This is a genomic window from Oceanobacillus chungangensis, assembly GCF_003369565.1.
Lineage (GTDB): Bacteria > Bacillota > Bacilli > Bacillales > Amphibacillaceae > Oceanobacillus > Oceanobacillus chungangensis.
Genome location: NZ_PIOD01000011.1, coordinates 186,571 through 202,450 on the forward strand (window position 1 = coordinate 186,571; position 15,880 = coordinate 202,450).

The following is a 15,880-nucleotide window of genomic DNA, read 5'->3' on the forward strand; positions in this document are numbered from 1 at the left end:
AATTAATTACCTCCTCTTAAAACCGTTTGCAGACTACTGAACTTTCCATTTATCCGGTCCACTAAACTATTATAATAAATTTGATTCTTCGCCAATTCTGCCATTTCAACATCTACATCAACATTATTACCATTATTATTGTAAGTCGTATTATTATTGGTTACTACTTGATATGGTGTGATTGTTGTTTGATTAAACGGAATGTGTTTAGAATGGGTAGTTTTTGCTTTGATCGAGGATTCAAGGGTATCATTTAATACGTTTTTGAATACTACATCTTTTGATTTATAGTTCGGTGTATCGATATTCGCTAAATTAGTAGAAATAGCTCGATTTTTAGTAGATGAATAATCTAGTGAATGTTCTAATTTTTGAATAGTTCCACTAAATAACCCCATAAAAATCTCCTCCTATTTAATTTTAAACTTACGGTCATAAAAACCTTCTTTCATACGAATATTGTAGTTTATAAAAGTGACAAAGTCTACTGATTTTCGACAATATCTACAGATTGGAAAACAATTAGTTCTTTAGGACTGGTTTTATCATGAGTATTAAGTTCTATTTACTGTATAAACATCATCCGATAACTGATAATTGCGCTAATTTACTAGCAATTTCCAACGCTTACACCGATATATATACGTTTAGTCCTAGTCAAATCTACTTAGAAGTAAATGTATGGAGCGGATTAACAAACATTATTAGTGAACATCGATTCAAGTGGCCAATTAGAAATATACTTGATTAGAAAACTCATGAAGAATCTGAATACAAAGTAGATACAAAAAAAGCTAGGACTCGATTTGAGTCCTAGCTTTTTTAATTCTTTATCTTGTACGTAATTTTTCAAGTTCTACTAAGAATTTATCGTTTAGCACTTTAATGTAAGTACCCTTCATACCTAATGAACGTGACTCAATAACACCAGCACTTTCCAGCTTACGCAATGCATTAACAATTACAGATCTTGTAATTCCTACTCTATCTGCAATTTTACTTGCTACTAGAAGTCCTTCATTACCGTTTAATTCTTCAAAGATGTGATCGATTGCTTCTAATTCACTATAAGATAGTGAGCTAATTGCCATTTGTACTACAGCTTTACTTCTAGCTTCCATTTCAATTTCTTCTGTCTTTTCATGCAAGATTTCCATACCAACAACTGTTGCGCCATACTCTGCTAGTAATAGATCATCGTTGTTAAAAGTATCGTTCACTCTTCCAAGTACAAGTGTTCCTAAACGTTCCCCACCGCCGATAATAGGAACAACTGTTGTTAAACCATTTCTAAATAAATCTTTGTTTTCAACAGGGAATACCGAATGTGTGCTATCAATATCAAGATTTGCTGTTGTTTCATAAATGCTAGAAAGTCCTTGTGTGTATTCTTCTGGGAATTGTCTTTCTTCCAGCATTTTTTTCATACGATCGTTTTCTACTTCTTTTGTTACTGCAAACCCTAATAGCTTTCCTCTTCTGCTAAGAATGTAAATATTTCCTTCAATTACATCTCTTAAAGATGCAGACATATCGTTAAAATTCACCGATTTTCCTGTTGCTTTTTGTAACATTGCATTAATTTTTCTTGCGCGTTCTAGTAATTCCATGATAATCCTCCATTCAATTGTTTCAGGTTATAGTATAAATTGACTTAAGTCCTTGTTTTGTACAATGTTTTGTAGTTTTTGATCAACATAATTTGGAGTTATATCAATTTTCTCCATTGTTATTTCTGGTGACTCAAATGATAAATCTTCTAACAGTTTCTCCATTATCGTGTGAAGCCTTCTGGCACCAATGTTATCTGTATCCTGATTAACTTGAAAGGCAATCTCTGCAAGCCTATCTATAGCTTCGTCTGTAAAAACAACATCTATACCTTCTGTTTTTAGTAATGCTTGATATTGTTTAATTAAAGCATTTGAAGGCTCTGTTAATATCAGTTTAAAATCCTCTACCGACAACTTCTCAAGCTCTACTCTTATAGGAAATCTCCCCTGCAGCTCAGGGATTAAATTAGAAGGTTTTACCATATGGAATGCACCCGCTGCAATAAATAACATGTGATCTGTTTTTACTGGTCCATGTTTCGTAATTACTGTCGATCCTTCTACTATGGGTAGAATATCTCGTTGTACGCCTTCTCGTGAAACATTCGCAGTATTATCTCCCTTACTGACTACTTTATCAATTTCATCAATAAAAATGATCCCTGACTGTTCTGCACGTTCTATCGAAATTTGTGCTACTTCTTCCATATCAACAAGCTTCTGTGCTTCTTGATGTGTTAGTACTTTTCTTGCTTCCGTTACCGGGAGTCTACGTTTCTTTTTTTTATTTGGCATAAACTGTCCAAATGCATCTTGCATATTCATGCCCATATGTTCCATTCCGGATCCTTGCAACATATCAAACATGGAAGGAGCAACTTCTTCGATTTCTACTGTGACCATTTGGTCTTCAAGTTCTCCCAAGGCAAGTTTATGCTCAATTTGCTTTCGCTTGTTCCTTAGTTCTTCATCTTTATCTGTTATATCATTTTCGACTTGATCAGAATCTTGATTTGAAAAAAACATTTCAAATGGATTTTTAATGCCTGCTTGTTTCTTAGTCTGTGGGACCAATAAACTAACTAGATTTTTGTTCGCTTTTCGCAACGCTTCATCCATCACTTCATGCATTTTCTCTTCTTTAATCATTCTTACAGCCATTTCAACTAAGTCACGTACCATCGATTCGACATCACGCCCGACGTAACCAACTTCTGTGAATTTAGTTGCCTCTACTTTTACAAATGGCGCACCAACAAGCTTCGCTAATCTTCTAGCAATCTCGGTCTTACCGACTCCTGTAGGCCCAATCATTAAAATATTCTTAGGTGTAATCTCTTCTTTAATTGCATCGTCAAGCTGTATTCTGCGATAACGATTTCTAAGAGCAACGGCAACAGCTCTCTTTGCACTCTTTTGTCCGATGACATACTTATCCAACTGACTTACAATTTGCTTCGGAGTGTAATCAATACCCATGCTTTAGAAAGACCTCCTTTATTATTCAAGTACCTCTAAAGTAATATAATCATTTGTATATACACAAATTTCTCCAGCAACTTCCAACGCTGTTTGTGCTATTTCTTTAGCAGATAATCCGCTTGAATGTCTTACTAAGGCTCTTCCTGCACTGAGTGCATAATTACCGCCTGAACCAATTGCTAGAATTCCATCATCAGGCTCAATCACTTCTCCAGTTCCAGAAACTAAAAACATATGCTCCTTATTCATTACAATCAACATTGCTTCTAGCTTTCTAAGTACTCGATCACTCCGCCACTCTTGTGCTAGATCAACAGCGGCACGTGTTAAATTACCGTTAAAGGCTTCTAACTTTCCCTCGAATTTCTCAAATAAAGTAAAAGCATCTGCTACTGAACCAGCAAATCCCGCTAAAACTTGACCTTCAAATAGCGTCCTAACCTTCTTCGCCTTGTGTTTCATCACAACTGCATTGCCTAATGTAACTTGACCATCACCACACATTGCGCATTGTCCATTATGTTGAATCGCAAAAATAGTAGTAGCATGCATCTCATTAGTCAAAAACGATCACCTCTTTAGTAGCATTTAATCATTTGCTCTTGGATGACTCTTCATGTACACATCTCGTAAATGATCTTTTGTTACATGAGTATAGATTTGAGTGGAAGATAAATTATCATGCCCAAGTAGTTCTTGAACAGTACGGAGATCAGCACCCTCATTTAATAAATGGGTTGCAAACGTATGCCGTAATTTATGTGGGTGTACATGAACAGTTAATGCCGCATTTTCCACCATTTTATTCAGAATAAGTCGGATACCTCTTGCAGTTAGTATTTTACCGCGTGCATTTAAAAATAGAGTGTCCGTTTCTATGTTTGATTTTTCCAGCAGCTTCTGTCTGCCTTCCTGTATGTATGTCTCCAAGGCAATTTCCGCATACCTTCCAAAAGGAACATAACGTTCTTTCCGACCTTTTCCCTTAATAAAAATGGTGCCAATTGAAAAATCAATATCCCCAAGCTTAATGCCTTGACATTCACTTACCCTTATTCCAGTACCATATAAAGTTTCCAAGATTGCCTGATTACGTTGCCCCAAAGGCTCCGTCATATCACTTACTTCAAACAGCTTCTCTAGCTCTTCCATATATAAAAAACCTGGAATTGGTTTCGTCGTTTTAGGTAAAGTTATTTGAATAAACGGATTGGTTTCAACTTGTTTCTCTCGTTCTATGAATTTAAAAAAACTGCGCAATGAAGAAATCTTTCTTGATACAGATCTTCTACTAAGTTTTCGATCGTATAAATTCGTCAGAAACAATCGAACAACTTGATGATTAACATCATTCAATTGATGAATTCCTTCTTGATTAAGAAAACCCAAAAAAGAATCCAGATCATTCTGATAACACTTTACAGTATACGGAGAAGCGTTCTTTTCAATCTGTAAATATTCAACAAATGACCGATACTGAGTATAGAATTCTTCCATTTTAGCACCTCAAAAGGACTGCGAATAAATCATATCACACTAATCATGCCGATGCAATAAATTTGACTAAATTGCAACAAAATTCTGAATCGTAGCCATTTTGTTTTAATGGTAGTTTCCATACGCTGTATTAATTTAGCTAATAAACTAAAATCAACCTACCAATGCGATATTATAAATCCTTGACAGTGATTAGTCAACAAATATCAGCGGTTAACCTGGTGATAAAGTGATTTAGTGAATTTTTTGTGAATCCCCACTATTTAAATGTATTACCAATTTTATAAGAATCTATTCATAATTATCTTTATTTTGTTCCCTAAAATTAAATAAGTTAATACATTTTTATTTATTCTATGTTAACTTTTCTAAACAATGTCTTTATATAAATCGTCCCAGTTTACTTTTTCTGCAATCTATCCGGAAAAACATTTATTTAATTGGAATGGCTTTGGTTGTCGTATCATCCATTTTGGCACCATAACAAGTCAGTTGCTCAAGAAATACACTTCACCCATCTTAGAACTGGTGGGACCCACTTGTGAAGAGAGATCTCATCACCGATGTCTTTGCTCCGCTTAACCTTATGAATTCTAAGCTGTATACAACTTCAGTGTTTTTGAAATTTCTATCTGTGCCTAGTTTGTAAATTTTACCAAATTAATACTGCCCATCTTTAATAGATGGGCAGCACCGGCTTAACTTTGTTCTTTTTCTTTATAGTCACAATTTGTGCATTGTACTTGTGTTTCTTTTTTATTTTTCTTCTCGACTAAAAGCGAATCACATTTCGGGCATGGTCTAGAAATTGGTTTATCCCACGAGACAAAATCACATTCAGGGAATCGATCACACCCATAGAAAGTTCTGCGTTTCTTAGATTTACGTTCAACTACATTTCCTTCTTTACATGTCGGACATTTAACCCCAATTTCTTTTAAAATTGGCTTCGTGTTCCGGCATTCGGGGAAATTAGAACAAGCTAGGAATTTACCATATCTTCCCATTTTATATACCATTTCATGCCCACAATTTTCACAGTCGATTCCTGCTGGTTCATCTTTAATCTCAATTTTTTCCATTTCTTTTTCAGCAGTTTCAAGCCGCTTACTAAACCCTTGATAGAAATCATCAATGATCGTTACCCATTCACGTTTTCCGTCTTCAATTGAATCCAGATCAGCTTCCATTTTCACTGTAAAATCAACATTAATTATTTCCGGGAAAAATTCTTCCACTAATTCGTTAACGATTGTTCCAAGTTCTGTTGGAATAAATCGTTTATTATCAATCGATACATATCCTCTACGTTGTATCGTATCAATAGTTGGAGCATAGGTTGATGGTCTTCCAATTCCTAGTTCTTCCATTACCTGAACAAGCCTTGCTTCAGTAAATCTTGGAGGTGGCTGTGTGAAATGTTGGTTTGGAATAATTTCTTTAGTATCAACAACCATGCCTTCTTCTAAATCAGGAAGTAGCTTATCTTCAACTTTTTTATTATCATCTGTTCCTTCGATATAGATCTTCATAAAACCTTTAAATTTGATTTTAGATCCAGTTGCACGAAACTCAACGCCATTATTGACTAAATGAACAGTCATTGTATCCATTACTGCCGGAGACATTTGGCTAGCCAAGAATCGTTCCCAAATTAGTTTATATAAGCGAAGCTGATCATTAGACAAGATCTCTTTAAGCGAGCTAGGCTCTCTTAATACAGAGGTGGGGCGTATTGCCTCATGCGCATCCTGTGCCCCTTCTTTATTTTTTGATGGCGTACTTGTTCCAAGATATTCCTTACCATGTTTATCTAAAATAAAGCCCTTCGCTTCTTCTTTAGCTGTATCAGAAATTCGTGTTGAATCAGTACGCATATAGGTAATTAACCCTGTAATTCCACCAGCTTTTCTACCTAGGTCTATTCCTTCATATAATTGCTGTGCAACCATCATTGTTTTTCTCGCACGAAAATTTAGTTTACGAGCTGCCTCTTGTTGTAAAGAAGATGTAATAAATGGTTTAGGTGCATTCCGCTTTCGTTCTCGTTTATTAATTTTCTCGATTTTGAATTTGTCACTTGCTAATTTCTTGGTAATTTCCTCTACATCTGCCTCTGTTTTCAGTTCTTGTTTTTCACCATCAACACCATAGAATGAACCTTCAAACAGTTCTTTTTTATTGAGGAAGGTTCCCTCGATGGACCAGTATTCTTCTGGTTTAAAGTTTTCGATTTCCTTTTCACGATCTAAAATCATCTTAAGTGCAACTGACTGTACACGTCCGGCGCTAAGCCCTTTTTTAACCTTTTTCCAAAGTAACGGACTAATGTTGTAGCCAACTAATCGATCAAGAATACGTCTTGCCTGTTGTGCATCAACTAAATCAAGATCAATTGATCTTGGATGTTTAAAGGACTCCTTAATCGCATCTTTTGTTATCTCATTAAAAACTACACGACATTCTGAATTTTCATCCACATTCAAAATATGTGCTAAATGCCAGGCGATTGCTTCTCCCTCTCTGTCGGGGTCGGCTGCGAGATATATTTTTTTAGCTTTTTTAGCTGATTTCCGAAGTTCTTTTAATACTTCACCTTTTCCACGGATGGTAATATATTTTGGATTATAACTATCCTCAACATCAACACCCATCTGGCTTTTAGGCAGGTCGCGTATATGACCCATTGATGCTTTTACTTCATATTTTTTACCTAAATAACGTTCGATTGTTTTCGCTTTTGCTGGCGATTCTACGATTACTAGATATTCCGACATAATAAATCCTCCCAAAATGAGGTTGACAATTAATATTTTAAAATCTTTCACTAATAGTAAGGATAGAACCAGTTTTTGTCAATCTTACTACACTTATTAATTTAACACTCATATATCTTTCTTAGTTAACTACGTTGACAATCTTGAATGCAGTTATTCATTGAGAAAGCGTGATTACCTTCTCATCTGCTAAAATATTTTTTATACTTGGTTACACTTATATAGTAAGAAAGTTTATATACTTTCTTAACTACCAAACATATTATATAAATTGATAATTTTTTATACGAACCCAATCTTCCATAATATCTTCTGCATCCGTAACTAATTTTGCCCCATCTTGAATCAATTGATGGCATCCCTTCGTTTGAGGAACTAATGGTGAACCAGGTACTGCAAATACTTCCCTTCCTTGATCCAAAGCCTGATCAACAGTTATCAATGTACCACTTCTTTCCGTTGCTTCAATTACTAAGGTTCCAAAACTAAGTCCACTTATTATACGGTTCCTTTCCGGAAAATGATACTTAGCAGGCGGACAATCTGGAGCGTATTCCGAGATAATTAAACCCATTTCAGTAATTTGATGAAACAATGGAAGATTTTGTTTAGGATAAACATGATGAAATCCACCACCCAATACCGCAATGGTTTTTCCATTATTTTCAAGTGATACCTGATGCGCAAAACTATCAATTCCTTTTGCCATCCCGCTTACAATTATCCATTGGTATTTCACTAATGGTTTAACAATATACTCAACTTTCCTCATTGCTTCATTCGTTGGGCTTCTAGTTCCAATTACACTTAATGAGGGTGTAAGCGACAATAATGATACATCACCGATAGCATATAAAACTAGTGGCGCATCTTTAATTGTATTTAACACACGCGGATAGTTCTCGTCAAGTATTGTGATAGTTTTGAAGTTTACCAAATCTGCATGTAATTGTTTGCGTATACCTACATTATGAAGGTCTTGATAGAATAATGTTGCATTTTTTATTGGTACTGAAAATAGTTGACTAATTTGTGTGGGAGATAGTGAATAGATTTGTAATAAAGAGGAATCTTGAAGGAGTATTTTTCTAATCATTCTTCTCGTCAATCCGCGACATCTACTTATATGTATTAGCCGTTTTCGTTGCTGGGTCAAGTTATCACTTCCTTATCATATTTATAAAACTGGAACCAATAGGTTCCAGTTTATCTATCGTACTATATGAAGATGATGTTCAAAAATCCGGTAAAAATGACACATCCATGTTTTTAGTTGGCTTGCTTTTCCTGCGTACAGGATTGTTTGCTCAAACTAAAACAGTTAAGGAACTTCTACTAAAACCGTCCGCGTTCTGTGGACAACATAGAAATCACCACTTCCTGTGAAAGACCGCTACTCAAAGAGCTCGCCGCCTCGAACTTTCGACGCCCAGGACGGGCTAGTGTCGGCGTTGCAACAAATCTTTGCGAGGGGGCGAGTAATCGCAGTCCCAGAACGTTGCATTCCTAGCCGAATCGGTCCTTTTTAACCTCTTTTTGAACTCGTACTATAAGTGCAAATCCTCAAATTTAATGGGTTTTACATTTTTCTATTAGTCCAGTCTCCTCTAATACTCTGATCATCGTTTCTCCCATGACAGCGGGTGTTTCTGCAACAGTAATCCCGCTAGCTTCCATCACGCGGATTTTCTCTGCAGCAGTGCCCTTACCACCAGAAATAATCGCGCCAGCATGTCCCATCCGTTTTCCTGGAGGCGCTGTAGCTCCACCAATGAAGCCAACTACAGGTTTATTCATGTTTGCTTTCACCCATTCTGCAGCCTCTTCTTCAGCAGTACCACCAATTTCGCCAATCATTATTACCGCTTCTGTTTGATCATCTTCATTGAATGCTTTTAAAACATCAATAAAGTTTGTCCCATTTACAGGGTCTCCACCAATACCAACTGCAGTTGATTGGCCGAAACCAGCTTGTGTTAATTGATGAACTGCTTCATATGTCAATGTACCTGAACGCGATACAACACCAATATGACCTTTTTTATGGATGTAACCTGGCATAATCCCTACTTTTGTTTCATCTGCGGTGATTACTCCCGGGCAATTCGGTCCAATGAGTCGAGTTTTTTTGCCTTCCATATAACGCTTCACTTTTACCATATCTAACACAGGGATATGCTCGGTAATACAAATTACTAAATCTAATTCCGCATCAACGGCTTCGATAATTGCGTCTGCTGCAAATGGTGCTGGTACATAAATCACAGAAACCGTTGCACTTGTTTGGTCTACTGCTTCTTGTAATGTATTAAATACTGGTACACCTTCTACTTCTGTCCCACCTTTTTTAGGAGTTACCCCACCAACTATTTTGGTCCCATATTCTAGCATTTGTTTTGTATGGAATGTAGCTGTAGACCCTGTAATTCCTTGGACAATTACTTTTGTATCTTTATTAATATATACACCCATTTGTATGCCGTCCTTTCTATTATTTACTATTTTACTAACGAAACGATTTTTTCAGCACCATCAGCCATTGAGTCTGCAGCTGTTATATTAAGACCAGATTCTTTCAAGATATTCTTCCCTAAATCAACATTTGTTCCTTCTAATCGAACAACTAGTGGAATTTCTAATCCTACTTGTTTTGTTGCCTCGACAACACCTTCTGCAATTACATCACACTTCATAATTCCACCAAAGATATTCACAAAAATTCCTTTAACATTAGTGTCAGAAAGGATAATCTTAAATGCTTCTGTTACTTTCTCTGCTGTCGCACCGCCCCCAACATCGAGGAAGTTCGCTGGGTCACCGCCATAATGCTTAATGATATCCATCGTTGACATCGCAAGACCAGCACCGTTAACCATACATCCAATATTTCCATCTAAGGAAATATAGCTTAAGTCATATTTTGATGCTTCAATTTCTTTTTCATCTTCCTCTTCTAAATCACGTAATTCTTGAATATCTTTGTGACGATACAATGCGTTATCATCAAAGTTTAGCTTCGCATCAAGTGCAAGAACTTCACCATCACCAGTTGTAACTAATGGATTTATTTCAGCAATGGAACAATCTTTTTCGACAAATGCTTGATAAAGACTTGTCATAAATTGTACTGCTTTATTAATTAATTCGTTTGGTATATTAATATTGAATGCTAGTCTACGAGCTTGATAAGGAGAGAGGCCGATAGCAGGATCAATTACTTCCTTAAATATCTTCTCTGGTGTCTCTTCAGCTACTTCTTCAATCTCAGTTCCACCCTCTTCAGAAGCCATCATGACAACACGTGAGGTTGCGCGGTCAAGTACAACACCCACATAATATTCTTTTTGTATGTCACAGCCTTCTTCAATAAGTAAGCGTTTAACTTCTTTTCCTGCTGGGCCCGTTTGATGGGTTACTAGCGTCTTTCCTAATATTTCATTCGCATATGTACGAACTTCGTCCAAGCTTTTAGCGACTTTAACACCACCAGCTTTTCCTCGTCCTCCTGCATGGATTTGCGCTTTTACAACGGTTACATTTGTGCCTAATTTTTCAGCAGCTTCTACAGCTTCGTCCACCGTAAATGCAACAAATCCATTAGGAACCTTGACACCAAACTCACGCAAAAGTTCTTTGCCTTGATATTCGTGAATGTTCATCTTTCATCCTCCTATCAATTTAACTGCAACTTCATTGTATAAAAAATATGCAAAATAAACAAGAAATATAGAATTGATTAATAATTCCTGAAAGGGATGGACTCATTTTCCATCCCTCTCTTCCATATTCTGATCCACTCTATAAATAAATGCAAATACTTCTGCAACGACTTTGTATAACTCTTCCGGGATTACTTCATTAATATTTAGCTCCGCTAATAACTCTATTAGTGAAGCATCTTCTATAATAGGCACATTATTTTCTTTCGCCTTTTTAATGATTTCCTCAGCAATGATACCTTTACCTGTTGCAGATACTTTAGGAGCATAATCTGTTTCAGCCTCATATTTGAGTGCTACCGATTTTTTTCGTTTTTCCGTCATATTCGGTAATCAACTCCTCCGTTTAATGACTCTTTTTTGTAACTAACTAGCTTTGTCTTAACTTGTTCTTTCTCTGATAAAGGTTTTATGGATATGCTTGATAGATGATAATCCAATTCCTCTAATCCCTTTCTTAGCAGTGGTTGATAAGCATCTGTGTTCGTCTTTATCTGGTCATAATCATTGAATACTGTAATAGAAACTGACCGTTTCTGAATATTCATGTCGATAACTGTTTCTTTTAATTTAGCAAGATTTAGATAAAATAATATTCGACAAAATTCTGGATTTATTTGTCCAGTTTCGGTTTTTCTACTTTCAAATTCTAACTCTATATCATAATTTAGACCTAGTTTTTCAGCGGGAATTTGCAAGCTTGCTTGAATAAAATTAGCAGACTCCTGTACTGAATTTATTTGCATACCATTGATGAAATGTAATAATTTCGAACTAGATTCCCTTAGAGAGCCATCATCAGTTTGCAATAATTGAATTAGCATTTCCTTGATTGTTGCTTGTTGTTGAACTTGCTCATTTGCAATTTGATTTTCATAAAACAGTCCAGTAAGCAAGAGCGCTTGTGTTAGCTGCTGCTGAAACTGCTTCTGTGGGGTTGCTGAAAGAAATGCGTGATCCTTGTTAATTGAAAACAATACTTCTTCTAGCATTTCAAATGTCTGCAGATTGCTCAATAAATATAATAGTTTTTGAACCTGTCCTATTTGTTTGAAATCATTTTCTAATCCAATTACTGCTTGACCGGTTTCCTTCCCTAAGAGCGGTACTACTCCTTGAACGAGTGCTTGCTTTAACACTCTGAAATCCTCCTCAGGTAGACTCGAACTAGTGGAAATTGCATGGTTTAGTCTCGTATCCATTGATTGTAATATACTGTCAGCTTGACTAAGTAGTGGTGCTTGGTTCATATTAAGTTGTGTAAAACTTTGTAAAATCGTGTTAAAATTTAAATTAAACGGTAACTTAGTGTCTATCCGTGGTAGATCAGTAGCAATACCCTGTTTAACATTAAGCTGCTCTATCCCGTTAGATAATGACTTCCAGGCCGATTCCCAAGCAAAGAAGTCTGTGTTTTGATTTATTAACCCTAATGATGTAAATAATTGGAATAACGGTTGTTTATTTGTATTTATTTGTTTGACCAAAGATGCATTAATATCCGTTGGCTTTTCAATCAATTGACTTAATTGATTGACGAGTTCTGAGTGCACGTTATTTTTCCTTAACTGATTCAATAAATTTTTCATTAAGTCAGTTTGTTTCATTGAATCAACCGTCTGCAATGCTTCGAATATAAACCGATTAATTGGTGATTTACGAGAAAACATTTCAGTTAATACTTTTTGAGCTTCTTCATCATTTTTTTTGCTGTCCAATAACTGTAAAGCATCGATTAATTGTGCTTTATTAAAGGTAATGTTACTATCTAAAAGCTGCTGAACAAAGGCTACATTGTCTTTTGTTGTTTTTAAGCTTAAATGCTTCAGTAAACGAATAGCATTCGTCTTCGTATGACTTGTTAATGCTTCACCAATCACCTTCAACGGAATAACATTTCCGGTAGATTGCACTTGGAAATGGTATTTTTCACCGACCAAAAGATTAGCCTCTAGTTGAGCGGTCATTTTTTGCATTCCCAATAGTATTTGTGCTTTATTATTAGGATATAATTTCAAAATTTTCCCTTCCACAATTTGTCCAACCCGAAACTTTTGCTGAGGTTCTACTACTTGATTCATTCGTATTCCAACGATTTTATTTATACTCACGTAGCTTGACTCCCTTACCTCTTTAATAACTTACTCGTGATTTCGTTAACACATCTCGAATGGGTGCAAATGATCTTCTATGATATGGTGTTGCTCCGTATTCTTTTATCATCTCTATATGATGCTTCGTACCATAACCCATATTTGAACTAAAATTATAATTTGGATATTCCTGATGTATTTCTTTCATTAGGTGATCACGGGATACTTTGGCCAAGATACTTGCTGCTGCAATCGAAATACTTTTCGCATCTCCTTTGATAATTGACTCTGAGGAGCATGGAAGTCCACTTAGTTGTACTGCATCAATTAATACATGATCTGGCTTTGGTTCAAGCTGATTTACAGCCTCTCGCATTGCTAATTTTGTTGCTTCAAAAATATTCATTTCATCGATTGTTTCACTGCTAATGATCGAAATTCCATAACTAATGGCTTCTTCTTTAATGATAGAAAAAAACTTCTCTCTCGTCACTTCATTTATTTGTTTCGAATCATTTAGTCCAAGCAATTTAAAATCCCTTGGTAATATTACCGCTGCTGCCACAACTGGCCCCGCAAGTGGTCCTCGCCCTGCCTCATCAATTCCGGAAATATATTGCTTTCCTTTAGCGAAGGCTGATTGTTCATAACAGCACATTTCTTGATAGTTCTTCTCTAGCTCCGCTTGCTTTGCCAAACGTTTTTCGTATGTATAAATTAATTTCTGGACACCTTTCCGTTCATCCTTCTTCAATTGTTCAAGCATTGTATCATTTAATTCTCTATTATCTAGTAGTTTTTTTAAATTTGAAATTGATTGTTTCTCCATGATGACACCATTCTCTCTATTTTATATCGTTAAAAAATAATCTAACTTTATTGTTTATCAAGCATTTATATAAAGTGCGGCAAAACTTTGGATGATATTTGCTACCTTGGCTGTCGGTCCAGAAATACACTTCGCTTTCCGCGGGGAGCTGTTTAGCCTTCTTGTTGTCGCACTTCGAAGTCTCACCTAGGCTCTTCTTCCCGCAGGAGTATTCGTGTATTTCTTCCGCTGAGGATAGTGCAGCAGAATTTAGAAACTAAAGAATAGAAACCCACTAACTAACGATGTTGATTGTATCAATTTCAGAAGGTTAGTGTGTAACTACTAACAACTGTCCAGATTTAAAACACAATTTTCATTAGTTCTCACTCTATATCAATGAAGCATCTATATCAGCAACCAGTCAAGATAAAAAACAGACATCCATCCGCGTATTTAAGATGCATGTCATATTATTTATTCTGGTGATTCAAGTGTAATATTACCAAGTCGTCCTGAACGAAGATCTTGCAGTACAATTTCTGATACTTTATCAAGATTTATATTACCGCCACTTTCCAATGCACCTCTTTGCTTGCCGATTAACTTAAATATTTCCCACATATCTTCCATATCATGGTCAATATTAAATCTTTCTTTAAGCAATGCTGGATAATGAACTTGTAAGTATTTGATTACAAAGACAACAATATCTTGAAGGGATAATAATTGATCCTTTATCGTACCAATTGCCGCTAAACGATAACCAACCATTTGATCTTCAAATTTTGGCCATAAAATACCTGGTGTATCTAATAATTCAAAATCCTTCTTTACTTTAATCCATAATTGATGCTTTGTAATTCCCGGTCGATCTCCTGTTTGTGCAATTTTCTTATTCGCTAAACGATTAATCAATGTAGACTTACCAACGTTAGGAATTCCAACAATCATTGCTCGAGCTGGTCTTGGCTGTATTCCTTTCTTCATCAGCTTATCCATTTTTTCTTGTCCAAGCGATTTAGCTAGCTGAATGACTTTCTTAATATCTGTTTTATCATTAACATCTACGGCAATAGCTGGAATTTCTTTCTCTTTAAAATAGTTAATCCATTGCTCTGTTATGCGCTGATCCGCCAAATCTCTTTTCATTAATACAATCATTTTTGTTTTACTCTGCAATACTTGTTGTAACATTGGATTTTGTGAGGATAGAGGTGCTCTTGCGTCAACCAATTCCATTACAAAATCAACTAGTTTTAATTTTTCTTCTACTTGACGCCTTGCCTTTGCCATATGTCCTGGAAACCATTGTATTGTCATATTTCACCCTACTCTCCTACTATTTGTAGTCGATCAAATGGCCAGTAAATAAATTCTGTCTTACCGACAACTTGATCCATTGGAATTACACCTAATATCCGACTATCCGTGGAATTCCGGCGATTATCTCCAAGAACAAGTACATGTCCATCAGGAATAACCTCAAATTCTCCCGGTAAATTCTCAAGTGTAAAATCACTCGTTAATGTTTCATAAGATTCCATTTCGTCCTTTTGGTCCTGTAAGAATGGTTCAGCTACTTCTTCGCCATTAATGTATAATACATCATCTTTCATTTCAACATGCTCACCTGGTAGGCCGATAACGCGTTTAATAAAGTCTTTCTCGGAGTTAGCATGAAAGACAATAATATCAAAACGCTCGGGTTCCCAAAAACGGTACGTAAATTTATTCACAATCATTTGATCACGATCATGTAACGTAGGCTGCATGGATGGACCATCAACAATGATTGGGGTAAATAGAAACATCCGAATTACAAGCGCCAAACCAAGTGCAACTAATAAAGCCTTTATCCAGTCTAACCATTCATTCTTTTTCTTTGCCATCGCTATCCCTCCAAGCACCCAATTTTCACATTCATTGAAATATGAATGGATAAAAATTC

The 15,880-nt window shown here is 35.9% G+C and carries 14 protein-coding genes; all 14 read right to left on the reverse strand.

The features are described from left to right. Positions 1–2: 2 nt before the first annotated feature. Positions 3–398 (reverse strand): flagellar basal body rod protein FlgB, encoded by a 396-nt coding sequence (gene flgB / locus CWR45_RS10990; protein ID WP_115749907.1) that lies wholly within the window; start codon positions 396–398, stop codon positions 3–5. Positions 399–830: 432 nt separating this feature from the next. Continuing rightward, positions 831–1,610: a GTP-sensing pleiotropic transcriptional regulator CodY gene (gene codY, locus CWR45_RS10995; RefSeq protein ID WP_115749908.1), complete on the reverse strand. Its 780-nt coding sequence runs from the start codon at positions 1,608–1,610 to the stop codon at positions 831–833. Between the two features lie 27 nt (positions 1,611–1,637). Further along, positions 1,638–3,032: an ATP-dependent protease ATPase subunit HslU gene (gene hslU / locus CWR45_RS11000; protein ID WP_115749909.1), complete on the reverse strand. Its 1,395-nt coding sequence runs from the start codon at positions 3,030–3,032 to the stop codon at positions 1,638–1,640. 21 nt (positions 3,033–3,053) lie between these two features. Beyond that, the gene (gene hslV / locus CWR45_RS11005; protein ID WP_115749910.1) at positions 3,054–3,599 is read right to left on the reverse strand and encodes an ATP-dependent protease subunit HslV; all 546 of its coding nucleotides are present in this window, start codon (positions 3,597–3,599) and stop codon (positions 3,054–3,056) included. A 24-nt stretch (positions 3,600–3,623) separates the two neighbouring features. Next, positions 3,624–4,532, reverse strand: coding sequence for a tyrosine recombinase XerC (xerC, locus tag CWR45_RS11010; protein ID WP_115749911.1), 909 nt, complete (start codon positions 4,530–4,532; stop codon positions 3,624–3,626). Between the two features lie 698 nt (positions 4,533–5,230). Continuing rightward, positions 5,231–7,309 carry a type I DNA topoisomerase gene (gene topA / locus CWR45_RS11015; protein WP_115749912.1) on the reverse strand — a complete coding sequence of 693 codons (2,079 nt, stop codon included), beginning with the start codon at positions 7,307–7,309 and terminating at the stop codon, positions 5,231–5,233. A gap of 262 nt (positions 7,310–7,571) precedes the next feature. Continuing rightward, a complete protein-coding gene (gene dprA, locus CWR45_RS11020; RefSeq protein ID WP_115749913.1) occupies positions 7,572–8,465 on the reverse strand; it encodes a DNA-processing protein DprA in 894 nt (297 codons plus the stop codon). Positions 8,466–8,878: 413 nt separating this feature from the next. Then, positions 8,879–9,781, reverse strand: a complete 903-nt coding sequence (gene sucD / locus CWR45_RS11025) for a succinate--CoA ligase subunit alpha (protein WP_115749914.1) — start codon at positions 9,779–9,781, stop codon at positions 8,879–8,881. Between the two features lie 26 nt (positions 9,782–9,807). Beyond that, a complete protein-coding gene (gene sucC, locus CWR45_RS11030) occupies positions 9,808–10,968 on the reverse strand; it encodes an ADP-forming succinate--CoA ligase subunit beta (protein WP_115749915.1) in 1,161 nt (386 codons plus the stop codon). A 102-nt stretch (positions 10,969–11,070) separates the two neighbouring features. Beyond that, positions 11,071–11,352, reverse strand: coding sequence for an EscU/YscU/HrcU family type III secretion system export apparatus switch protein (locus tag CWR45_RS11035; protein ID WP_115749916.1), 282 nt, complete (start codon positions 11,350–11,352; stop codon positions 11,071–11,073). Further along, entirely contained in the window at positions 11,349–13,139 is a 1,791-nt protein-coding gene (locus CWR45_RS11040) for a hypothetical protein (RefSeq protein ID WP_115749917.1), read from the reverse strand. Before CWR45_RS11040 ends, CWR45_RS11035 begins: the two co-directional genes overlap by 4 nt. Positions 13,140–13,161: 22 nt before the next feature. Continuing rightward, positions 13,162–13,950, reverse strand: coding sequence for a ribonuclease HII (locus CWR45_RS11045; protein WP_115749918.1), 789 nt, complete (start codon positions 13,948–13,950; stop codon positions 13,162–13,164). Positions 13,951–14,406: 456 nt separating this feature from the next. Then, positions 14,407–15,252, reverse strand: a complete 846-nt coding sequence (gene ylqF, locus CWR45_RS11050) for a ribosome biogenesis GTPase YlqF (RefSeq protein ID WP_115749919.1) — start codon at positions 15,250–15,252, stop codon at positions 14,407–14,409. 8 nt (positions 15,253–15,260) lie between these two features. After that, the gene (gene lepB, locus CWR45_RS11055) at positions 15,261–15,821 is read right to left on the reverse strand and encodes a signal peptidase I (RefSeq protein ID WP_115749920.1); all 561 of its coding nucleotides are present in this window, start codon (positions 15,819–15,821) and stop codon (positions 15,261–15,263) included. Positions 15,822–15,880 lie beyond the last annotated feature (59 nt).